The organism is Streptomyces sp. NBC_00203, from assembly GCF_045206325.1.
In the GTDB taxonomy this organism is placed as follows: Bacteria; Actinomycetota; Actinomycetes; order Streptomycetales; family Streptomycetaceae; genus Streptomyces; species Streptomyces lutosisoli.
The window spans coordinates 6007799-6028758 of sequence record NZ_CP108126.1 but is presented as its reverse complement, the minus strand read 5'-3'; the positions used below and the strand labels follow the sequence as shown (position 1 = coordinate 6028758).

Genomic DNA, 20960 nt, shown 5'->3' with positions numbered 1-20960 from the left:
CTGTCACTGCTCCTGAGGACGGGGCGCCGGCTGGGGCATGGGGGTCCCCCCTGCTCGAACCGAGTCGAACGCTTGGGGGAGGGTCGGGGGGAAGTCTGCGGTGTCCGTGGTGTGTACGGCCAGCGTCCGGTCGGGATTCAGCCGTACGACGATGTGGCGCCGCCAGTCCGTGTCGTCCCGGTCGGCGTGGTCCTCGCGCCAGTGGCAGCCGCGGGTCTCCTCGCGCAGACGGGCGGCGGCGACCAGGACACGGGCCACGCACAGGAGGTTGGTGGCCTCCCAGGTGTCGACTCCGGGCTCGGAGGTCTTGCCGTTCTCGTCGAGGGCGTCGCGCGCGTCCGCGTGGAGCTGCTGGAGGCGGTCGGCGGCCTGGGTGAGGGACTCGGCCGAGCGCAGGACGCCCGCGCCGTCCGTCATGATCCGCTGGATCGCGAACCGGGCTTCCGGGGCGAGCAGCGGGTGTGCGGGCTTCTCGGGGTGCGGGACCGGTTCCGGCACGCGCGCGTGGAGGCCGTTCTCCGAGCGGCTGTCCGCGATGTCGGCCGCGATGCGCTCGGCGTAGACCAGGCCCTCCAGGAGGGAGTTCGAGGCGAGCCGGTTGGCGCCGTGGACGCCGGTGCAGGCGACCTCGCCGCACGCGTACAGGCCCGGCACCGTGGTGCGGCCCCGCGCGTCCGTGCGGACGCCTCCGGAGGCGTAGTGGGCGGCCGGGGCGACCGGGACGGGCTCGGTGACCGGGTCGATGCCGTGGGTGCGGCAGGCGGCCAGGATCGTCGGGAAACGGTGCTCCCACATGTCGGCGCCGAAGTGCCGGGCGTCGAGGAACATGTGCTCCGCGTCCTGCTCCTGCATGCGGCGCATGATGCCCTTGGCGACGATGTCCCGGGGCGCCAGCTCGGCCAGCTCGTGCTGCCCGGCCATGAAGCGCACGCCGTCCGCGTCGACCAGGTGGGCGCCCTCGCCGCGTACCGCCTCGGAGACCAGCGGCTGCTGGCCCTCCGCGTCCGGGCCGAGGAACAGCACGGTCGGGTGGAACTGCACGAATTCGAGGTCACTGATCTCGGCCCCGGCGCGCAGGGCGAGCGCCACACCGTCGCCGGTGGAGACCGACGGGTTGGTGGTCGCCGAGAAGACCTGGCCCATGCCGCCGGTCGCGAGGACCACGGCGGGGGCGTGCACGGCTCCCACGCCGTCGTGCTGGCCCTCTCCCATGACGTGCAGGGTCACACCCGCGGTGCGGCCGTCGGCGTCCGTGAGGAGGTCCAGGACGAGCGCGTTCTCGACCGTCCGCAGGCCACGCGCGCGTACCGCCTCGACAAGCGCCCGGGAGATCTCCGCGCCGGTCGCGTCGCCGCCCGCGTGCGCGATGCGGCGGCGGTGGTGGCCGCCCTCGCGGGTCAGTTCCAGGTCACCCTCGGCCGACTCGTCGAAGTGCGCGCCGGTCGCGATGAGACGGCGTACGGCGTCGGGGCCCTCGGTGACCAGGATGCGTACGGCGTCCTCGTCGCACAGGCCCACGCCCGCCACGAGGGTGTCGTCGAGGTGCTGTTCGGGGGTGTCGCCCTCGCCGAGGGCTGCGGCGATGCCGCCCTGCGCCCAGCGCGTGGAGCCGTCGTCGAGGCGGGCCTTGGTGACCACGACGGTCCGCAGGCCGGCGGCCTCGCAGCGCAGGGCCGCGGTGAGTCCGGCGACTCCGGAGCCGACGACCACGACGTCCGCGGTGAGGGCCCAGCCGGGGGCGGGCGCGTGCAGTCGTATGCCAGTACCTGTACCAGTACCTGGATCTGTGCCTTTGCCGGTCACGAGGCGGCTCCGAAGGTGAGGGGGATGTTGTCGATCAGCCGGGTCGTCCCGACCCGGGCGGCGACGGCGAGGACCGCCTCGCCGGTGAAGTCGTCCTCGATCTCGGTGAAGTCGGAGGGATCGACCAGCGCCAGGTAGTCCAGGACCAGCGGCGGCCTGAGGCGGGCGGCCTCGTCCAGGACGAGACGGGCGGCGGCGCGGACGCCGGAGTGTTCGGCGGGGACTGCCTTGGCGACGGCGTGCGCGTCGGCCGCCGCGCGGGACTCGCCGATCGCGCTGAGCGCCTCGGCACGCGCACGCGTGGCGGGCACTTCGCGGGCACGCGCGCGCAGGGCCTCCTGGGCGGCGTGCCGGTCGCGGCCCGCGAACAGGGCCTGGGAGAGGGCGAGCGCGGTGCGCCGCTCCTCGGGCGAGAGGTAGCGGTTGCGGCTGGAGAGGGCGAGCCCGTCCTCCTCGCGCACGGTGGGCACGCCGACGATCTCCACGCCGAAGTTCAGGTCGCGCACCATGCGGCGGATCAGGGCGAGCTGCTGGGCGTCCTTCTGCCCGTACAGCGCCACGTCGGGCCGGGTGAGGTGCAGCAGCTTGGCGACGACGGTGAGCATGCCGTCGAAGTGGCCGGGGCGCACGGCACCCTCCAGGCGCTCGCCCATGGGGCCCGCGCTGACGCGGACCTGGGGCTCACCGCCGGGGTAGACCTCGTCCGCGGCAGGGGCGAACACGACGTCCGCGCCCGCCTGTTCGGCGATCTTGCGGTCGGCGTCGAGGGTGCGCGGGTAGCGGTCGAGGTCCTCGCCCTTGCCGAACTGGAGCGGGTTCACGAAGACGGTGACGACCACTTCGCCCTGGTCTCCGGCGATCTCGCGGGCGGCGCGGATCAGCGTGGCGTGGCCCTCGTGGAGGGCGCCCATGGTCATCACGACGGCTCGGCGGCCCGCGCGGGCACGCGCGTGCAGCTCGTCGGCGGTGCGCAGCAGGGCGGTGGTCATCGGTCGCTCCCGTCGTCCGGCAGGGTCGCGCCGTCGGCGAGTACCCCCAGAAGGTCCTCGGCGAGTTCCGGCTTGAGCAGTCCGTGGGCGAGCGCGCGGTCGGCGGTGGCGCGGGCCATCGCGAGATAGCCCGCGACGGTCTGCGGGGCGTGCTTGCGCAGCTCGGCGACGTGCGCGGCGACCGTGCCCGCGTCCCCGCGCGCGACGGGCCCGGTGAGGGCCGCGTCGCCCGACCTGAGGGCGTTGTCCAGGGCGGCGCCGAGCAGCGGGCCCAGCATCCGGTCGGGGGCCTCCACGCCCGCGGCGCGCAGCAGCTCCATGGACTCGGCGACCAGGGTCACCAGGTGGTTGGCGCCGAGCGCGAGGGCCGCGTGGTAGAGCGGCCGGCTCTCCTCGGCGATCCACTCGGGCTCGCCGCCCATCTCGATCACCAGGGCCTCGGCGGCCAGCCGCAGCGCCTCGGGCGCGGTGACCCCGAAGGAGCATCCAGCCAGCCGCTGGACGTCCACAGGGGTGCCGGTGAACGTCATCGCGGGGTGCAGCGCGAGGGGCAGTGCGCCCGCCCGGAGCGCCGGGTCGAGTACCCGCGCGCCGTACCGCCCTGAGGTGTGCACGAGCAGCTGCCCCGGCCGCACGGCGCCCGTCTCGGCCAGTCCCTCGACGAGCCCGGGCAGGGCGTCGTCCGGGACGGTCAGCAGCACCAGCTCCGCACGCTCCAGGACCTGCGCCGGGGACATCAGCGGCACGTCGGGCAGCAGCTGGGCGGCCCGCCGCTTGGACGCGTCGGAGACCCCGGAGACGGCCACCGGGCGATGCCCGGCGAGCTGGAGGGCCGCCGCGAGCGCGGGGCCGACACGGCCGGCGCCGACAACGCCGACAGTGAGCCGCGCGGGGCGGTCCTTGGGGTCTGGCTGTGGGAATGTACTCACTCGACGGCGGCCTTCCGTTCCAGTCCGCTCGGGGTACCGGACGATTTCTCGTCATGTTAACGCGATCGGTTCGAGGGCCGTTTCGTTGTCCACAGGCTGTGAGGATCCGCATGGCGCTAGGGCACGGAAATGCGGGTGCCCGAGCAGCCCGCCTCAAGGGATGATCCCGGGATGAGCGATACGGCGGAGCAGCACGAAGAACGGACCGGGGCGCCCTCGGCGGAGCAGGGCGAAGGGCCGGGCGAAGGGCCGGGCGAAGGGCCGGGCGAAGGGCCGGGCGAAGGGCCGGGCGAAGGGCTGGGCGAGGCGCCCTCGGCCGAGCAGCGGCGGGAGCGGCGGACGGCCGCCTACCGGGGAGCGCAGCGTCTCCTGTCGCGCCCCGGGTACAGGGCCACGATCCGGGAGCGGCTGGCGGACCTGGACGAAGCGGCGAGCCTGTACGACCTCGACGAACCCGTTGACGTGTACGGGAACCGGATAGTCGAGGCCCTGGAGGAGCGGGTAGCCGGACTGCTGGGCATGGAGGCCGCCGCCTTCTTCCCCACGGGCACGATGGCCCAGCAGGTGGCGCTGCGCTGCTGGGCGGGCCGCACCGGCAACACGACGGTCGCCCTGCACGGGTTGAGCCACCCCGAGGTGCACGAACGCAACGCGCTCAGCACGGTCAGCGGGCTGCGCCCGGTCCGTGTCACGAATGAGCCCCGGCTGCCGACCGCCGACGAGGTCCGGGACTTCGAAGAGCCCTTCGGGGCGCTGATGCTCGAACTGCCCCTGCGGGACGCCGGTTTCGTCCTGCCCTCCTGGGAGGAGCTCTCCGAGGTCGTGGCAGCCGCCCGGGAACGCGACGCGGTGGTCCACTTCGACGGGGCACGCCTGTGGGACTGCACCTCGCACTTCGGCCGTCCCCTGGACGAGATCGCCGGACTCGCGGACAGCGTCTACGTGTCGTTCTACAAGTCGCTGGACGGATACAGCGGCGCCGCACTCGCCGGCCCCAAGACGCTCGTCGACGAGGCGAAGACCTGGCGCCATCGGTACGGAGGCATGGTCGCCACCCAGTTCCCGACGGTGCTGTCGGCGCTGGCCGGACTGGAGCGTGAGCTGCCCCGGCTGCCTGAGTACACGGCCCACGCGCGCGTGGTCGCCGCGGCGCTGCGCGAAGGGTTCGCGGCGGCCGGGCTGCCCTGGGCCCGCGTCCACCCCGAGGAGCCGCACACCCACGAGTTCCAGGTCTGGCTTCCGTACGACGCCGAGGTCCTGGAAGACGCGGCGGTGGAGCAGGCCGAGAAGACGAAGACCTACCTGTTCTCCGGCTTCTGGGACCCACGCGGGCCGGGCCTGACCGTCACGGAGGTCTCGGTACGGTCCGAGGGGCTGGAGTGGACGGCCGACGACGTCAGGGCAGCCGTCGCGGACTTCGTGGCACGGCTGCCCCGCTGACGGCTCCGCCCCGGAAGGCCCGGGTCGGGTTGGCCCGGGTCGGGTTGACCCGGCCGGGGTCGGGTCGGCGGCCCGGGCGGCGCCGCTCAGCAGCTCGCGTGCCGCCGACCGTGCAGCCACCGGCCCAGGGCCTCCCGTATCCGCCCATGGGCCGGGCGCCCCGCCACGACCGCACGGAACTGCCGGTAGTCGCGCAGCTCTCTCGCGACCTGCCAGTCGTGGCTGCCGGGTGCCGGAGGCACGGGCTCGCCGTGCTGCCGGGCCCGGTAGCTGTCGAGGAGGTACTGCTGGGTGATGCTCATGGGGGATCGCCTCCAGGGACGAGGGATGGGATCCGAAGGCCCCGCGCGGACTGCCCCGGTAGTTGGTCATCCCAGATTGCGCCTGCTCACGGCGCCTGTCGCCCCGATTGACGGCCGACGTCAATCGGCGGCGGCGTTGTCAGTGGCGGGGTGCACCATGGGGTCATGAGCGTGCACATCGACATCAACGGGCTGCGACGGGAGCGCATCGCCGTCGTACCGTCGCCGCTGGCCGAGCTCGGAATGGCACTGCACGCTCTGGCCGAGCCCGGGCACCACCCCGGCCTGCGGGGCTGGGCGACCGGGGTGACCGCCCGGCTCGACCCGCATCTCGCGGACCGGATGTGCGAGGCGGACTTCCTGTGGCGTACGACGTTCTCGGACCTGTTCCTGGCCTGCGCGGGCATCCCGGGCGGGACCACGCTGCCGGGCGCGACGCTCGCCGAGGACCTGGATCTGCTGGACAAGCTCACCGACGAGCAGTTCGTGGACGCGGCCCTGGAGTTCACGTGCGCGCTGGCGTACGGCTCGTACGAACCCGGTGCGCTCTCCGATCCTGAGGCGCGCCGGCGTGCCGTGGACCTGGCCGCCTCGCGCGGGCCGCAGCAGACGCGGTTCACCGAGCGGCTGCTGGAGGATCCGCCGAGCGTGCGGGCCTGGCTGCGGCAGTTCCTGGAGGACTGCGACGAGGCCTTCTTCGCCGACTCCTGGTCCCGGCTGCGCCACCAGCTCGCCGCGGAGGCCCGCCACAAGACGGATCTGCTCCGGCACAAGAGCCTGACCGAGGCGCTGACCTCGGTGTCCGCCGCGGTGTCACTGGACGAGACGGCCGGGCGGCTCACGATCGACAAGCTCACCGACGGCCACACCTTCACGGCGGACGGCGGCCTGCTCCTCGTCCCCACCAGCCTCGGCTGGCCGCACCTGATGGTGCTGCACCGGCCCGGCTGGCAGCCAGTGCTGCACTACCCCATCGGCTCCCCCGAGCTCGCCGCCCCGCCCTCCGTCGAGCAGCTCACCCTGCGGATGGCCGCGCTGTCCCACCCGGTCCGGATGCGCATCTGCCGCCATCTGGCCCGCAGCGCGTACACCACGGGTGAGCTGGCGCAGATGCACGGGATGACGGCTCCTGAGATATCCCGGCATCTGAGCGTGCTCAAGAAGGCGGGCCTGATCACCACCAGGCGCCGCGGGCGGTATGTGCTGCACCAGCTGGACGTCACTGTGGTGGCCCGGCTGGGCAGCGACTTCCTTGAGGGCATCCTGCGCTAGGTCCTGTCGGCCCGGCGCCTCTCCGCGCGCCCCTCAGTCGAACCGGATGTGCCGTGCGCTCGTCCACGCCCTCCGCAACCGCCCTCGCACCAGCCCGTCCCGGTTCGGCGTGAGCGTCAGCCCCGCCAGTACGGCGATCCGGTCCGCGGTCTTGGCGACCGTCGTGTGGTCGGTCCACAGGTGCTCGGCGAACTCCGGCTCGCGCAGCCGCTCCAGGCAGTGGTCGAGTTGCTGCACCGCCCAGCTCTCGCGCCGCAGCGGGGCGTCCTTGCCTGCGACGTACTGCATGAGGTGTCCGAAGCCACGCTCACGCAGCCGCTTCAGTACGGTCTCGCGTTCGGCGAGGAGTGCGAAGTGCCGTACGTCGTGGCCCAGTTCGCTCAGTCGCCCGACGGTCTCCTCGAAGTAGCGGGGATTGGTGACCGTCATGGGGGCGATGACCACGCCGTCGTGCTTGCTGAGGGCGAGGTCGAGCACCTCGACCACGCCCTGCCGCCAGGACGTCAAGTCCTGGAAGTCTCCGCGCAGTTCGGGCGGCAGCATGCGGCGCAGGCCGAAGCCGGCGTGTTCCGGGTCGCAGACGACGCTGCCGGGCAGCCGTCGCTGGATCTCGTGTGCGGTCTGTGTCTTGCCACCCCCGAAGGGGCCGTTGATCCACAGGAGCATGCGCAGACCCTAGTGGGCGCCGGTTACGCCACGGTCACGCCCCCGCACAACGCTGCCCGCCCCACACAACTCCGCACGCCCCTGCGCAACCTCATGCGCCCCGTGCGCCCGCGCGCACCACCCGCGCTCCCGCTCCCGCTCTCACGCCCACGCCCGCGCCCCGCTTCTGGTCAGCCGTGCCCGCCCGCCCGGACCAGCCCGGTCTCGTACGCGAGCACGACCACCTGCACCCGGTCCCGCAGTCCCAGCTTGGTCAGGATGCGCCCGACGTGGGTCTTCACGGTCGCTTCGGACAGGACGAGGTGCGCCGCGATCTCCCCGTTCGACAGCCCCTGCGCGACCAGCACCATGACCTCGCGCTCACGGTCGGTGAGCCGCTCCAGCCCCTGGTGCTGGGGCTCCTTGCCGGCGTGGGGCAGCATCGGCGCGAAACGGTCCAGCAGGCGCCGGGTGGTGGAGGGCGCGACCACGGCGTCACCGCTGTGCACGGAGCGGATGGCGGCGAGCAGCTCGCCGGGCGGCACGTCCTTGAGCATGAAGCCGGAGGCGCCCGCCTTCAGCCCGGAGAAGGCGTACTCGTCGAGGTCGAAGGTGGTCAGGATCAGCACCTTCGGGGGGTTCGGTTCCGAGCAGATGCGGCGCGTGGTCTCCACGCCGTCCAGCTTCGGCATGCGTACGTCCATCAGCACCACGTCGACCGCGGTGGCGCGCAGCACCTGGAGAGCCTCGACGCCGTCGCCCGCCTCGGCCACGACCTCCATGTCCGGCTGGGCGTCGAGCACCATCCGGAAACCGGTGCGCAGCAGCACCTGGTCGTCGACCAGCATGACTCGGATCGCCATCGGGGTCCTCTTCCGTCTCTCTCAAGGTCAAAAGGCGTTAAAAGTGATCAAAAGGTGTCGTTACAGGTGTCAGTGGGCGGGCTTGAGCGGGAGCAGGGCGCTGATGCGGAAGCCTCCACCGGGCCGCGGCCCCGCGTCCAGGGTGCCGCCGACCATGCCGACGCGCTCCCGCATGCCGATCAGGCCGTGGCCCTGCCCGTCGGCGCCCCCCTCCTCGTACAGCTCGTGGGGCGCGCCCTTGCCGTCGTCCTCGACGAGCAGTCCGAGGCCGTCGTCGAAGTAGACCAGTCGCACGCTCGCGCCGGCGTTCGCTCCCCCGTGCTTGCGCGTGTTGGTGAGCGCCTCCTGCACGATCCGGTACGCCGTGAGTTCTACGCCGCTGGGGAGGGGGCGCGGGGTGCCCTCCACCTTGAAGTCGACGGGGAGGCCCGAGGTGCGGCACTGCTCGATGAGGTCGTCGAGCTGCTCGACGTCGGGCTGCGGCACGTACTCGCCGCTCTCCTGGTGCTCGCCGGTGCGCAGGACGCCGAGCAGGCGGCGCATCTCGGCGAGGGCCTGGCGGCCGGTTCCGGAGATGGTCTCCAGTGCCTTCTTGGCCTGGTCGGGGGCGGCGTCCATGACGTAGGCGGCGCCGTCGGCCTGGACCACCATCACCGAGACGTTGTGCGCGACGACGTCGTGCAGCTCGCGCGCGATCCGGGCGCGCTCGGCGGCGACCGCGACCTTGGCCTGCGCCTCGCGCTCCTTCTCCAGACGGGCGGCGCGCTCCTCCAGCTGGGCGAGGTAGGCCCGGCGGGTGCGGATGGAGTCACCGAGCACCCAGGCGAGCGCGAAGGGCACCGTCTGGAAGACCACTATCAGGACGGCGCCGAGCGGGCCCTGATCCCTCACGGGCCAGCGGAGCTGCCCAACGGTCGCCGCGCAGAGACCGCCGATCAGCCCCATGCGCGATGCCCAGCGGTCGCCGTCCGCGGCGACGGTATAGATGATCACCAACATCGCGAAGTCCGCGGGCGCCGGCGGGACGTCCAGGACCACCTGTGCGAAGCCTGCCACTGCGGCCAGGACCAGCATCTTCTCGGGCATGACGCGGCGCAGCGCGACGACCGCACTCAGCACGACGGCGATCGGAAGCGCCGCGGCAAGCGACGCTTGCTGGTTCGCGGCGCCGTTGACATTGGTGAGGCTCACGCCGGAGATCCCGAGCAGGACGACGGCCCAGAAGCTGTCGACCCACGTCGGGTGCCTGCGGAGAAAGTCATAGAGGCGCTGCACGTAGCCCAGGGTAGGGAAGCGTGCAGCGTGCAGGGGTCAACCGGAGGATCGATCCGCGACCGGCGCTCGTACTCCCCAAGGTGGAGGCCCCCCTCTCCCTGACGCTTAGCCTGGCCCGGTGAGACGTGAGGCGACGGACGAGTGGCGGGGCTGGCGCGAGGCGACCGAGGAGGCGCTGTACGGGCCCTTCGGCTTCTACCGCAGGCCCGAGGGACCCGCGGGCCACTTCCGGACCTCGGTGCACGCCTCGCCCCTCTTCGCGCAGGCCGTGGCCCGGCTGCTGTGCCGCGTCGACGAGGCGCTCGGCCACCCCGCCTCGCTCGCCTTCGTCGACATGGCGGCGGGCCGCGGCGAGCTGGTGACCGGCGTCCTCGCCGCGCTCCCCGCCGAAGTGGCCTCCCGCGCGCGCGGGTACGCCGTCGAACATGCCGACCGCCCCGCCGGCCTTGATCACCGGATCGAGTGGCTCGCCGAGCCTCCTGAGGGGATCACCGGGCTGCTGTTCGCCAACGAGTGGCTGGACAACGTGCCGGTGGATGTCGCCGAGGTGGACGCGGACGGGGTGGTGCGGCTGGTTCTCGTACGAGCGGAGGACGGGACCGAACGCCTCGGGGATCCCGTCGAGGGGGCGGACGCCGAGTGGCTGCGGCGCTGGTGGCCGCTGGCCGGTGCACCGTCGGCGGGCACGCTGCCGCAAGGAGCGCGCGCGCCGTCCGAAGGGGCGCGCACCCTCCCCGAAGGCGCCCGCGCGTTGCGTGAGGGAGGCCGCGCGCCCTCCGATGAAGCGCCCACGCTCCCCGAACAGGCGCACGCGCCCTCCGCGGGAGCCCGCGCCGAGATCGGGCTCCCCCGGGACACCGCCTGGGCCTCCGCCGTGTCCACCCTCGACCGGGGTCTCGCCGTCGCCGCCGACTACGCGCACTTCGCCGCCGGCCGACCGCCCTTCGGTACGCTCACCGGCTTCCGGGAGGGGCGGGAGACGGTGCCGGTGCCGGACGGGTCGTGCGACATCACCGCGCACGTCGCACTGGACGCGTGCGCGCTGCCCGGAGGGCGCGTGATGACGCAGCGCGCCGCGTTGCGCGCGCTCGGCGTGAGCGGCGCCCGCCCCCCGCTCGCGCTCGCCTCGACGGACCCCATCGCCTACGTGCGCGCCCTCGCGAGCGCGGGCGCCGCCGCGGAGCTCACCGCGCCCGGCGGCCTCGGCGACTTCGGCTGGCTGCTCCAGCCCGTTGGATTTCCGGACCCGCTCCACGACGGCCCGGCCGACGAAAACGCCCCTCTACGGAGAGCGCTACTTGTCGATGTCGCCGACCACGAAGAACAGTGATCCCAGGATCGCCACCATGTCCGCGACCAGCGTGCCCGGCAGCAGTTCGGTGAGCGCCTGGATGTTGTTGAACGAGGCCGAGCGCAGCTTCAGCCGGTACGGGGTCTTCTCGCCCTTGCTGACCAGGTAGTAGCCGTTGATGCCGAGAGGGTTCTCGGTCCAGGCGTACGTGTGGCCCTCGGGCGCCTTCAGGACCTTGGGGAGGCGCTGGTTGATCGGCCCGGGCGGCAGCTCGGCGAGCCGGTCGAGGCAGGCGTCCGCGAGGTCAAGCGAGTTGTGGGTCTGCTCCAGGAGGCACTCGAAGCGGGCCAGGCAGTCGCCCTCCTGGCGGGTGACGACCTTGAGGGTGTCCTGGAGCTCCCCGTAGGCGAGATACGGCTCGTCGCGGCGCAGGTCGAAGTCGACGCCGGAAGCGCGCGCGATCGGCCCGCTCACGCCGTACGCGTGCACGGTCTCCGGCGCGAGCGCCCCCACGCCCCGCGTGCGCCCCCTGAAGATCTCGTTGCCGAGCACCAGGTCGTCGTACACGCCCAGCCGCGAGCGCAGGGCCGCGACGGAGGCACGCGCGCGTGAGGTCCATCCGGCGGGAAGGTCCTCCTTGAGGCCGCCGACCCGGTTGAACATGTAGTGCATGCGCCCGCCGGAGATCTCCTCCATGACGTGCTGGAGTTCCTCGCGCTCCGTGAAGGCGTAGAAGATCGGCGTGATCCCGCCGAGCTCCAGGGGGTACGAGCCCAGGAACATCAGGTGGTTCAGGACGCGGTTGAGCTCCGCGAGCAGCGTGCGCATCCACACCGCGCGCTGGGGGACCTCCATGCCGAGCATCCGCTCCACGGCGAGGACCACGCCCAGCTCGTTCGAGAAGGCCGACAGCCAGTCATGGCGGTTGGCGAGCATGATGATCTGGCGGTAGTCGCGCGCCTCGAAGAGCTTCTCCGCGCCGCGGTGCATATAGCCGATGACCGGCTCCGCGTGCTGGATCCGCTCGCCGTCGAGCACGAGCCGCAGCCGCAGCACGCCGTGCGTGGACGGGTGCTGGGGCCCGATGTTGAGCACCATGTCGGTGCTCTCCGCAGCGCCGCCGATACCGACCATGGTCTCCGTCGTAGGAGTCATGGGGACAGTGTCTCGTACGTACGCTTGCCACATGGAGACGGGGAGCATGGAAAGCACCGGAAACACGGCGGCGGAGCCGGTCTGGACCGGACTGCCCCCGGGGCTGCTGCGGATGCGACGGCTGTTGCTGGTGGTGTGGCTGGGGCTGCTGACGATCGTCGTGGGGCTGCTGCCCGGGCTGCTCGCCGGCCCTGCCTGGGCGGCCTTCGCCCTGCTGCCGCTCGCCCTGATGGTCTGGGGCCTGCACATGCTGGGGCGCAACTGGCGCTCCTGGCGGTACGCCGAGCGCGCGGACGACCTGCTGATCAGCCGGGGTGTGCTGTGGCGCGAGGAGACCGTGGTGCCGTACGGGCGGATGCAGCTGGTCGAGGTGACCTCCGGGCCCGTCGAGCGGCACTTCGGGCTCGCGAGCGTGCAGCTGCACACGGCGGCCGCGGCGACCGACGCGTGCATCCCGGGCCTCGACCCGGCCGAGGCCGAGCGGCTGCGGGACCGGCTGACCGAGCTGGGCGAGGCACGATCGGCGGGGCTGTGAGCACGGCTCCCCCGGGCTCTTCGGGTACGACGCCGCCCGCGCCGCGCGGTCCGTCCGGCACGATGGCCGCACCGGGCGCCGAGGACGCCGTACGGGAGGAGAAAGCCCTGGTCGAACGGCGGCTGCACCCCGTGACCCCGTTCCGGCGTGCCTGGGCGCCCGTCGCCGTGATCGCCGGATGGGCCGTGCACGACCCCAACCAGGCGCAGGAGCAGCTGACCAGGCTCACGACGACCGCGCTGCTCATCGGGCTCGCCGTGTTCGTCCCTGGTGCCGCCCTCTACGGCTTTCTGAGCTGGTGGTTCACGCACTTCGCGGTGACCGACACCGAACTGCGCATCCGCACCGGCCTGTTCTTCCGCCGCACCGCGCACATCCGGCTCGACCGGCTCCAGGCCGTCGACGTCACCCAGCCGCTGCTGGCCCGCGTCGCGGGCGTCACCAAGCTGAAACTCGACGTCATCGGGACGGACAAGAAGGACGAACTGGCGTACTTGGGTGAGGGTGAGGCCCGCGCGCTGCGCGCCGAACTCCTGGCCCGCGCGGCCGGTTTCGCACCGGAGACGGCGCACGAGGTCGGCGAGGCGCCGGTACGGCAGCTGCTGCACGTCCCCGCGCGCGTGCTGGCCGTTTCCCTGGTGCTCACCGGCGCCACCTGGGGCTCGCTGGCCGCCGCGCTCGTCGTACCGCCGCTGCTGTGGTTCGCCACCCACAGCGTGTGGACGGTCCTCGCGACCGGCGTGCCGCTGCTCGGCGCGGCGGGCGCGAGCAGTGTGGGGCGGTTCGTCGGCGAGTACGACTGGACGGTGGGCGAATCGCCGGACGGGCTCCGCATCGACCACGGGCTCCTCGACCGTACGCATGAGACGGTGCCGCCCGGGCGCGTGCAGACCGTACGGATCGTCGAACCGCTGCTGTGGCGGCGGCGCGGATGGGTGCGCGTCGAGCTGGACGTGGCCGGGTCGTCGAACTCCGTGCTCGTACCCGTCGCTCCGCGCGAGGTCGCCGAGTCGGTGATCGCCGGGGTGCTGCCAGGGGTGACGGTGCCGTCGCCGTCGTCCTTGAACCGGCCGCCGCGACGGGCCGGCTGGTGCATGCCGTTCTGGTGGCGGGGTTACGGGCTCGCCGTCACCGACACCGTCTTCGCGGCGCGCCACGGACTGCTGCGCCGCAGCCTCTCACTCGTGCCGCACGCGAAAGTGCAGAGCGTACGGCTGACGCAGGGGCCGTGGGAACGCTTCAAGGGGGTCGCCGACGTCCACGTCGACACGGGGGCCAACAAGACGGTGACAGCGCGACTGCGGGATGCCGAAGAGGCGGCGGCGCTTCTTCAGGCACAGGCCGACCGGTCGCGTACCGGGCGGCGGGAGGCTCGCCCGGATCGATGGATGGCGTGAGGGCGCGCACGGGGGCGTGCGGGGCGCGCAATAGAGCGTACGAAGCATGAGAGCGCGCTCGGAGGCGTGAAGGCGCATCCAGGAGCGCGAGAGCGCGTGCAGAGGCGCGAGGGTGCCGGTAACGGCGTGAGGGCAGTGGCACGGCGCCACTGCCCTCACGTATGTACGCAACGCATGTACGCAACGCATGTGTGCGACCTATGCCCACGCATGCGCGCGTATGCAGGAAACGCGCGGTTTCAGGAAGCCGCGCTCCGCAGTCCCGCCATGTCGATCTGTTCCGTCTCGTCGTGCGCCGTCAGATCGATGACCTGGCCGACGCCGCGGGACCCCTCGTCCACGGGCTTGAACCCGGCCTCGGCCTCGGCCTTGTGCAGAGCGAGCGCCTCCTGGCCGACGACGTCCGCGAGGTCCTCGTTCTGGACGGCCTCCAGGGCGGCGGCGGACGACTCCTTCTGCGTACCGAAGAAGTCGAACCCGCCCTCGACCGAGGGTCGCCGCACAGGCGTGGCCGGTACTACAGCCACGGCGGTCGGCACGGTGAAGTGCCCGGACGGCTTGGCGGGCTTCGCGGCCTGGAGCGCCTTCGAGGGCTGGGACGGCAGGGAAGACTGGGACGGCAGGGAGGGCTGGGACGGCTTCGGCTCGGCGGCCGCGCGCTCATGCCCGTCGACCGCCTCGGGCTTCCCCTGTGCCTCACCCTCCTCCGCCACGGCGTCCGAGGACGGACCCGTCTCGGACGAACCGTCCTTCGGAGGTTCGACGTTCACAGACTCGCCGCTCGCGGGCTCATCCCTCACCGAGTCGGACTTCAACGACTCGGGCCTCACCAACTCGGTCGGTGCGGAGCCCCCCGCGTCTTCCGCGCCCTCAGCACCCTCCGTGCCGTCCGTCGCCGGACCACCGCTCGCGATCCGGCTCAGCGCCGCGTTGGCCCGCAGGAAGAGCGAGGACCCGGACGGGGAGAAGACCTCAGCGGACACCGGAGCTTCGGTCGCCACGGACGACTCAGAAACCGTGGCGGACTCGGAGGACGCGGAGGCCGTGGAAACCTCGACCGCGTCGACCACCTCTGCCGCCTCTGCCGCCTCCGGAGCAGCCACCGCCTCCGGAGTCTCCGGCTCCGTGGGCGCCGTCCGCGCGGCGGGCAGCGCAGGGGGCGGGGACGAGGCCTCTATCGCGAGCTGCCGGCGCACCTCCAGGGCGCTCGCCCGCTCCGTCTCCGCCGTGGCGTACCGCCGAAGCAGCGCCGCGTGTTCGTTGCGCAGGCCCGCCAGCTCCGTACGCTTCGCGCGCAGCTTGTGCTCCAGCTTGACCCGCAGCTCGCGCGACTCGTCGAGGTCGGTCTCCAGCTCGGCGACGCGCTCCTCGTGACGCCACTCGTCGCTCGCCCGCGCGCGCGTGAGGTCCGCGACGCGTTTACCGGCCGCCGTGTCCCAGCGGCGCATGACGACCGCGCCGACGACCGCCGTCACCGCGGCACCCGCGGCCAGCGCACGGAGCACCAGCGGCTCCGTGAACAGCCAGGGCCCCACGGCGCAGACGAGCGAGACGCCTGCGATCGCCGAAGGAGGCAGCAGCCTGTGCAAGGGCGGGGAATGGCGGTGACGTCCACGTGGCATGGCCAGAAACTTACCGCGCGTAGGCGAATCTTGGTGCCCCGCCCGGTAAAAACACAGCCACCCCGCAGCCTTCACACGGCCCTACGCCCTCATGAGCCACACATCCCGATCAATTTGCCCTACTTGATCAAGCCCTTCGACCCCGGATAGCCCCTCACGACATCCGCCGCTTCTGGCACTCGGTGTCGACCTTCCGGTTGAGTTCCACAAGGTCATCCATGCTGAGCACGCCGGTGAGCTTCACCCATGCCTTCAGCGTCGCGTCCGTGGCGCGCCCACGCCCTTGGGTCGATTCCGGAGATGCCGATTCCGTACATCTTCTTCAGCCCGGGCGCAAAGAAGGGCCGCGTCTCGCATTCGTCACCCGCCACGATCTTGACCTCGAGGACCGAATTGCGGAGATCGGAAAGGGTCTTGAGGTTGCACTTCTCGGCAAAGCGCGGTGCCGGTGGCGTCGGCATCGCCGGCGGCGACCACCTTCGCGTTCGCACCGTTGTCCTTCGCATTGAGGAATTCCGCGAACGTCGAATCGCAGACCCTGGGCAACAGCCCGGCGCGAGTGACCGTCAGCGGTCGCTCAGCCGTCCGCTCATCCACTGCAGCGTCGCCGGGATCTCCCGTCGCCACGTGTTGAAGTTGTGGCCGCCGCTGTCGAGGATGATCGACGAGATCCGGGTGAGCTGCTTGGACTTCACGAGGTCTATGAAGCCGAGCGTGGCCTTGTAGTTGGCTTCGCCGATCTTGCTGCTGCTGACGAGCAGTGAGGTGTCGGGCGCGGGCCTGTTCTTGAGGTACCAGCGCAGGTCGGCGCTGTCCTGCAGCCGCTTGTCCCCCTGGAAGAGGTCGCCCGTCGTGGGGTCGATCGCTGCCTTGTAGTACGGCGACAGGCCCGCACCGGCGGCGTACACCTCGGGGTGGTGGATGGCGAGCTTCAGCGCGCAGTAGCCGCCCGTGGAGTCGCCGATGATGCCCCAGCTGCCGGGCTTTTTGCCCACCCTGTAGTGGGCCGATACGGCGTCGGGGAGGTCCTTGGCGAAGAACGACTCGGTCTGCGGGCCGCCGGGGATGTCCACGCACTCGGTGTCCCGCGGGGGCGCGACGGTCGGCCGCAGCATGACGAGGATCATCGGCTGCATCTTGCCGTTCTTGGCCATCTCGTGGGCCGTCTGGGGGTAGTGCAGCCCCTTGATGAGCGCCTGGGCGGTGCCCGGGTAGCCGGTCAGGACGGTGGCTGCCGGGAAGGTGCGGGTGCGGTAGCGCGACTGGAAGTACTCCGGGGGCAGATAGACGTACGCCGGGGTCGCGATGTGCGTCGTACGGCCGACGATGTCGACCTTCTGGATCTGACCGCCGATCTGCGGCCGGGAACCGCCCGAGACGTTCACCTCCTGGGTGTCGACCACTTGGAGGGGGCCGCCGGCCGAGCCGCCCGTGCCGTTGTGGTCGACGACGACGCCCTGGCCGCTCTCCTGGCCGAAGAGGTCCGCCCAGCTGGCGTAGAACCCGAATGCCTGGTTGGCGGAGAGCCCGATCGAGGCGAAGACCGCCACCTGGGTGGCCAGCAGCAGGCCGACCCGTCCGCTGACGGCCCGCCAGTTGCGCCGTGCCAGCCGTGGCCACCACCACACCGTGCCGACGAACAGCAGCACGGCGAGCAAGACCGCCAGCACCAGCACCTTGTTGCTCGTGAGACCCATGGGCTGTTCCTGCCTGCGCTTCCTGTCCCGGGCCGCGCCGCTCCTTCGCGAGCACTTGCCCCGGACTTTCCTTGCCTTTTGAAACGGCTTTCCTGTGGGGAGTGAACCTGTCTCCCCAAGACACCGTCCTAGAGGGCGCAATGTCGCCGGATGCCGGAATGGCACCGGATTCAAGGTCTCTCGCAGAACTACGGGATGCGATGTCTGTCAGGATAGATGGGGAAATGTCGGGCGAGGTTCCGAGTCGATCAGGCCGGTCGCGGCGCATACTCCGCGGTCCGAGCCCCGAGGCCGTCCCCGCCCTGGTCGCCAGGGCCTGCACGCTCGTAGGAGTCCTGGACATCGCCGCCGGTGTCTTCCCGCGCTTCCGGCGCAGCCGCATGCACGCCATCGCCGAGGTACTGCCCGGCGCGCTAGGCCCGTTCGCCGCCGCGCTGTCGCTCAGTGCCGGCGTGCTTCTGCTGCTCCTGGCTCACGGGCTGCGCCGCCGCAAGCGACGGGCGTGGCGGGCAGCCGTCGTCCTGCTGCCGGCCGGAGCGGTCGCGCAGTTCGCGTACCGCCACTCGGTTATCGGTGTGATCATCTCCGCGGCGCTGCTCGCACCACTACTGCGCCACCGCGACGAATTCGCGGCCCTGCCCGACCCCCGCAGCCGCTGGCGGGCGCTCGCCAACTTCGTGCTCATGGGCGCCGGTTCCCTCGCGCTCGGACTCATCATCGTCAGCGTCCACGAGAACCGCATGGTCGGCGACCCAAGCCTGGCCGACCGTATTACCCACGTCCTGTACGGCCTGTTCGGCTTCGAGGGGCCGGTGGACTATGCGGGACCCACGTCCTGGACGGTCGCCTTCTCGCTCGGCGCGCTCGGCTGGCTGACCGCCGTCACCACGATCTACCTGGCCTTCCGCCCCGAACACCCGGCCGCACGCCTCACGGAGGACGACGAGACCCGGCTGCGGGCCCTCCTGGAGAAGCACGGCGGCCGCGACTCGCTCGGCCACTTCGCGCTCCGCCGCGACAAGGCCGTCGTCTTCTCGCCCAGCGGCAAGGCGGCCGTCACCTACCGCGTCGTCTCCGGGGTGATGCTCGCCAGCGGCGACCCCATCGGCGACGTCGAGGCCTGGCCCGGCGCGATCGAGCGCTTCATGGACGAGGCCAAGGCGCACTCCTGGACGCCCGCCGTCATGGGCTGCTCCGAGACCGGCGGTGAGGTGTGGACCCGCGAAACGGGCCTGGACGCCCTCGAACTGGGCGACGAGGCGGTGGTGGATGTCGCGGATTTCTCCCTGGCCGGGCGCGCGATGCGAAATGTGCGCCAGATGGTGAAACGCATCGAAAGGGCTGGTTACGAGACACGCGTACGGCGCATCCGCGACCTCAGTGAAGGGGAGCTGGACCGCATACGGCGCGCCGCGGAGGACTGGCGCGGCACGGACACCGAGCGCGGCTTCTCCATGGCGCTCGGCCGCATCGGCGACCCGTCCGACGGGGACTGTCTGATCGCCACCGCCCACAAGGCGGACGACCAGCCCGGCCCCTACGGCGACCTCAAGGCCGTTCTGCACTTCGTCCCGTGGGGCACGGACGGCGTGTCGCTCGACCTCATGCGCCGCGACCGGTCGGCCGACCCCGGCATGAACGAACTCCTCATCGTGGCGGCACTCCAGGCCTCCCCCCGCCTCGGCATCAAGCAGATCTCGCTCAACTTCGCGATGTTCCGCTCGGCGCTCGCCCGTGGCGAGAAGATCGGCGCGGGACCCGTGCTGCGCGCCTGGCGGGGCCTGCTGGTCTTCCTGTCCCGCTGGTTCCAGATCGAGTCCCTGTACAAGTTCAACGCCAAGTTCCGCCCGCGCTGGGAGCCCCGCTTCGTCGTCTACGGCTCCTCCCGCGACCTCCCGCGCATCGGCTTCGCCGCCATGCAGGCAGAGGGCTTCGTCAACCTCGCCCTGCCACGCCTGCTGCGCCACCGCCGACCGGCTCCACGCGCGTGCGCGCACACGGTGTCGGAGCACGGCATAAGGGCGGCTTAGCGGCCGGGCGAGCGGCCGCCGCTTACCGGGGGTCGTGGCGAGCGGCCACGTCTTACGGAGGGGTCGTGGCGAGCGGCCTCTCCGTACAGCGGTCGTGGCGGGCGGCGTGCCTTTCGAGGGGGCCGCTCGACCGGCCGATTCAGGTGGGTGGGTGGACAAACAGGCCGCGAAGCGGCCAAAGCACCCCAGCCAGAGACAACCCGCAGGCGATTCGGCCCCCCGCCGGAGGCCTAGGCTGGACGTATGAACAACGAGCGCGGGCGCGGCCGAGTCGCGGGACTGCCGACATGGGACCGCTGCGCGGTCATGGGGGTCGTCAACGTCACCCCCGATTCCTTCTCCGACGGCGGCCGCTGGTTCGACACGACCGCCGCGGTCAAGCACGGCCTGGGCCTGGTCACCGAGGGCGCCGACCTCGTGGACGTCGGCGGCGAATCCACCCGCCCCGGCGCCACCCGCGTCGACGAGGCCGAAGAGCTCAAGCGCGTCATCCCGGTCGTCCGCGGCCTCGCCTCCGAGGGCGTCACCGTCTCCGTGGACACGATGCGCGCCTCCGTCGCCGAGCAGTCCCTCGCCGCCGGCGCCGCCCTCGTCAACGACGTCAGCGGCGGCCTCGCCGACCCCGCGATGATCCCCGCCGTCGCGGCGGCCGGCGCCCCCTTCGTGGTCATGCACTGGCGCGGCTTCCTCCAGGGCGGCAACGTGAAGGGGACGTACGAGAACGTCGTCTCCGAAGTCCTCAACGAGCTGCACGCACGCGTGGAGGCCGTTCTGGCGGGCGGCATCGCCCCCGACCGCATCGTCGTCGACCCGGGCCTCGGCTTCTCCAAGGACCCCGAGCACGACCTGGCGCTCCTCGCCCACCTCGACCGCCTGGGCGAACTCGGTTACCCCCTGCTCGTCGCCGCGTCCCGCAAGCGATTCCTGGGCCGCGTCCTGGCCGGCCCGGAGGGCGCCCCGCCGCCCGCGCGCGAGCGGGACGCCGCCACCGCCGCCGTCTCCGCGCTCGCCGCCCACCAGGGCGCGTGGGCCGTCCGCGTCCACGAGGTACGGGCCACCGCCGACGCCGTACGGGTCGCCCGGGCCGTCGAGAGCGCCCGCAGCACCGGAGCGCCGGCCGCAGAGGGAGCCCGGTGAGCGCCCCCCGCACCGACGTCGAACAGGTCGAGCTCGCCAACACCTCCTTCTACGAGGCGTTGGAACGGGGCGACTTCGAAGAGCTGTCCTCGCTGTGGCTCGCCCCGCTGGACACGGCCGACGACGACATCGAGGGCGAGGGCGCGGTGATCTCCTGCGTCCACCCCGGCTGGCCCGTCCTCAACGGCCGCGGCGAGGTGCTGCGCTCGTACGCGCTGATCATGGCGAACACCGAGTACATCCAGTTCTTCCTCACCGACGTGCATGTCTCCGTCACCGGAGACACCGCCCTGGTGACCTGCACCGAGAACATCCTCAGCGGCGGCCCCGCCCCCGACGACAGCGACGAGCTCGGCCCGCTCGTCGGCCAGCTGGTCGTCGCCACGAATGTGTTCCGCCGCACAGCCGACGGCTGGAAGCTCTGGTCGCACCACGCCTCCCCCGTGCTCGCCGAATCCGGCGAGGAAGAGGACGACGACACCGCCGGTTGAGTGGGTGGGCGACTCACAGGAACCAAGAAGTGGTTGGAATCACGAATCCCGGGGTAGGCGCGGCTACCAACCCGTGAGCCGCCGCGT

At 72.0% G+C, this 20960-nt stretch carries 19 protein-coding genes; 8 read left to right on the top strand and 11 right to left on the bottom strand.

Annotation, left to right across the window (positions count from 1 at the left end; all coding sequences use genetic code 11):
* Window positions 1–3: 3 nt before the first annotated feature.
* Genes OG975_RS26980 through OG975_RS26970 form a run of 3 tightly spaced genes read right to left on the bottom strand, consistent with a single transcriptional unit; the run spans window position 4 to window position 3721 of the window.
* Window positions 4–1803 (bottom strand): L-aspartate oxidase, encoded by a 1800-nt coding sequence (locus OG975_RS26980; protein ID WP_406331968.1) that lies wholly within the window; start codon window positions 1801–1803, stop codon window positions 4–6.
* Complete coding sequence (panC, locus tag OG975_RS26975; RefSeq protein WP_406331967.1) at window positions 1800–2792, bottom strand: pantoate--beta-alanine ligase; 993 nt, start codon at window positions 2790–2792, stop codon at window positions 1800–1802. The genes OG975_RS26980 and panC overlap by 4 nt, the downstream gene beginning before the upstream one ends.
* Window positions 2789–3721 carry a Rossmann-like and DUF2520 domain-containing protein gene (locus OG975_RS26970; RefSeq protein ID WP_406331966.1) on the bottom strand — a complete coding sequence of 311 codons (933 nt, stop codon included), beginning with the start codon at window positions 3719–3721 and terminating at the stop codon, window positions 2789–2791. Before OG975_RS26970 ends, panC begins: the two co-directional genes overlap by 4 nt.
* Window positions 3722–3892: 171 nt before the next feature.
* On the opposite strand from OG975_RS26970, the gene OG975_RS26965 reads away from it, so the two are divergent.
* Window positions 3893–5161 (top strand): threonine aldolase family protein, encoded by a 1269-nt coding sequence (locus OG975_RS26965; RefSeq protein WP_406331964.1) that lies wholly within the window; start codon window positions 3893–3895, stop codon window positions 5159–5161.
* An 86-nt stretch (window positions 5162–5247) separates the two neighbouring features.
* Here OG975_RS26965 and OG975_RS26960 read toward each other — a convergent pair whose 3' ends face one another.
* Window positions 5248–5463: a hypothetical protein gene (locus OG975_RS26960; protein ID WP_330306417.1), complete on the bottom strand. Its 216-nt coding sequence runs from the start codon at window positions 5461–5463 to the stop codon at window positions 5248–5250.
* A 165-nt stretch (window positions 5464–5628) separates the two neighbouring features.
* Here OG975_RS26960 and OG975_RS26955 point away from each other — a divergent pair, with 165 nt between their 5' ends.
* The gene (locus OG975_RS26955) at window positions 5629–6735 is read left to right on the top strand and encodes a DUF5937 family protein (protein ID WP_406331962.1); all 1107 of its coding nucleotides are present in this window, start codon (window positions 5629–5631) and stop codon (window positions 6733–6735) included.
* A 33-nt stretch (window positions 6736–6768) separates the two neighbouring features.
* Here OG975_RS26955 and OG975_RS26950 read toward each other — a convergent pair whose 3' ends face one another.
* From OG975_RS26950 to OG975_RS26940, 3 genes are all read right to left on the bottom strand, one after another.
* Window positions 6769–7401: an AAA family ATPase gene (locus OG975_RS26950; RefSeq protein ID WP_406331961.1), complete on the bottom strand. Its 633-nt coding sequence runs from the start codon at window positions 7399–7401 to the stop codon at window positions 6769–6771.
* Between the two features lie 170 nt (window positions 7402–7571).
* Entirely contained in the window at window positions 7572–8243 is a 672-nt protein-coding gene (locus OG975_RS26945) for a response regulator (RefSeq protein WP_406331960.1), read from the bottom strand.
* A gap of 69 nt (window positions 8244–8312) precedes the next feature.
* Entirely contained in the window at window positions 8313–9518 is a 1206-nt protein-coding gene (locus tag OG975_RS26940; protein WP_406331959.1) for a histidine kinase, read from the bottom strand.
* Window positions 9519–9636: 118 nt separating this feature from the next.
* On the opposite strand from OG975_RS26940, the gene OG975_RS26935 reads away from it, so the two are divergent.
* The gene (locus tag OG975_RS26935) at window positions 9637–10848 is read left to right on the top strand and encodes an SAM-dependent methyltransferase (protein ID WP_406331958.1); all 1212 of its coding nucleotides are present in this window, start codon (window positions 9637–9639) and stop codon (window positions 10846–10848) included.
* Here OG975_RS26935 and OG975_RS26930 read toward each other — a convergent pair.
* Window positions 10813–11964 (bottom strand): NADH-quinone oxidoreductase subunit D, encoded by a 1152-nt coding sequence (locus OG975_RS26930; RefSeq protein WP_406331957.1) that lies wholly within the window; start codon window positions 11962–11964, stop codon window positions 10813–10815. The two genes, OG975_RS26935 and OG975_RS26930, sit on opposite strands and share 36 nt — an antisense overlap.
* 31 nt (window positions 11965–11995) lie before the next feature.
* Between OG975_RS26930 and OG975_RS26925 the strand changes: the two genes are divergently transcribed.
* Both OG975_RS26925 and OG975_RS26920 read left to right on the top strand, forming a co-directional pair.
* Window positions 11996–12499: a PH domain-containing protein gene (locus tag OG975_RS26925; protein ID WP_406331956.1), complete on the top strand. Its 504-nt coding sequence runs from the start codon at window positions 11996–11998 to the stop codon at window positions 12497–12499.
* Between the two features lie 62 nt (window positions 12500–12561).
* Window positions 12562–13896, top strand: a complete 1335-nt coding sequence (locus OG975_RS26920) for a PH domain-containing protein (protein ID WP_406336476.1) — start codon at window positions 12562–12564, stop codon at window positions 13894–13896.
* Window positions 13897–14135: 239 nt separating this feature from the next.
* Here the strand turns inward: OG975_RS26920 and OG975_RS26915 are convergent, their stop codons facing one another.
* The 3 genes from OG975_RS26915 to OG975_RS26905 all read right to left on the bottom strand — a co-directional run bounded on the left by OG975_RS26915 (window position 14136) and on the right by OG975_RS26905 (window position 17215).
* On the bottom strand, window positions 14136–15518 hold the full coding sequence (locus OG975_RS26915) for a hypothetical protein (protein WP_406331955.1): 1383 nt from the start codon (window positions 15516–15518) through the stop codon (window positions 14136–14138).
* 212 nt (window positions 15519–15730) lie between these two features.
* Window positions 15731–15979, bottom strand: a complete 249-nt coding sequence (locus OG975_RS26910; RefSeq protein WP_406331954.1) for a hypothetical protein — start codon at window positions 15977–15979, stop codon at window positions 15731–15733.
* 105 nt (window positions 15980–16084) lie between these two features.
* Entirely contained in the window at window positions 16085–17215 is a 1131-nt protein-coding gene (locus OG975_RS26905; protein WP_406331953.1) for an alpha/beta hydrolase, read from the bottom strand.
* A 224-nt stretch (window positions 17216–17439) separates the two neighbouring features.
* Between OG975_RS26905 and OG975_RS26900 the strand changes: the two genes are divergently transcribed.
* The 3 genes from OG975_RS26900 to OG975_RS26890 all read left to right on the top strand — a co-directional run bounded on the left by OG975_RS26900 (window position 17440) and on the right by OG975_RS26890 (window position 20873).
* Complete coding sequence (locus tag OG975_RS26900; RefSeq protein WP_406331952.1) at window positions 17440–19245, top strand: phosphatidylglycerol lysyltransferase domain-containing protein; 1806 nt, start codon at window positions 17440–17442, stop codon at window positions 19243–19245.
* A gap of 243 nt (window positions 19246–19488) precedes the next feature.
* Window positions 19489–20382: a dihydropteroate synthase gene (gene folP, locus OG975_RS26895; protein ID WP_406331951.1), complete on the top strand. Its 894-nt coding sequence runs from the start codon at window positions 19489–19491 to the stop codon at window positions 20380–20382.
* Window positions 20379–20873 (top strand): nuclear transport factor 2 family protein, encoded by a 495-nt coding sequence (locus OG975_RS26890; protein WP_406331950.1) that lies wholly within the window; start codon window positions 20379–20381, stop codon window positions 20871–20873. The genes folP and OG975_RS26890 overlap by 4 nt, the downstream gene beginning before the upstream one ends.
* Window positions 20874–20960: the final 87 nt, after the last annotated feature.

Excerpts from the sequence above, each read along its gene's own strand:
- panC (WP_406331967.1), bottom strand. The coding sequence starts at position 2,792 with ATGACCACCGCCCTGCTGCGCACCGCCGACGAGCTGCACGCGCGTGCC.
- OG975_RS26965 (WP_406331964.1), top strand. The coding sequence starts at position 3,893 with ATGAGCGATACGGCGGAGCAGCACGAAGAACGGACCGGGGCGCCCTCG.
- OG975_RS26960 (WP_330306417.1), bottom strand. The coding sequence starts at position 5,463 with ATGAGCATCACCCAGCAGTACCTCCTCGACAGCTACCGGGCCCGGCAG.
- OG975_RS26955 (WP_406331962.1), top strand. The coding sequence starts at position 5,629 with ATGAGCGTGCACATCGACATCAACGGGCTGCGACGGGAGCGCATCGCC.
- OG975_RS26950 (WP_406331961.1), bottom strand. The coding sequence starts at position 7,401 with ATGCTCCTGTGGATCAACGGCCCCTTCGGGGGTGGCAAGACACAGACC.
- OG975_RS26945 (WP_406331960.1), bottom strand. The coding sequence starts at position 8,243 with ATGGCGATCCGAGTCATGCTGGTCGACGACCAGGTGCTGCTGCGCACC.
- OG975_RS26930 (WP_406331957.1), bottom strand. The coding sequence starts at position 11,964 with ATGACTCCTACGACGGAGACCATGGTCGGTATCGGCGGCGCTGCGGAG.
- OG975_RS26925 (WP_406331956.1), top strand. The coding sequence starts at position 11,996 with ATGGAGACGGGGAGCATGGAAAGCACCGGAAACACGGCGGCGGAGCCG.
- OG975_RS26920 (WP_406336476.1), top strand. The coding sequence starts at position 12,562 with ATGGCCGCACCGGGCGCCGAGGACGCCGTACGGGAGGAGAAAGCCCTG.
- OG975_RS26915 (WP_406331955.1), bottom strand. The coding sequence starts at position 15,518 with ATGCCACGTGGACGTCACCGCCATTCCCCGCCCTTGCACAGGCTGCTG.
- OG975_RS26910 (WP_406331954.1), bottom strand. The coding sequence starts at position 15,979 with ATGCCGACGCCACCGGCACCGCGCTTTGCCGAGAAGTGCAACCTCAAG.
- OG975_RS26905 (WP_406331953.1), bottom strand. The coding sequence starts at position 17,215 with ATGGGTCTCACGAGCAACAAGGTGCTGGTGCTGGCGGTCTTGCTCGCC.
- OG975_RS26900 (WP_406331952.1), top strand. The coding sequence starts at position 17,440 with ATGTCGGGCGAGGTTCCGAGTCGATCAGGCCGGTCGCGGCGCATACTC.
- folP (WP_406331951.1), top strand. The coding sequence starts at position 19,489 with ATGAACAACGAGCGCGGGCGCGGCCGAGTCGCGGGACTGCCGACATGG.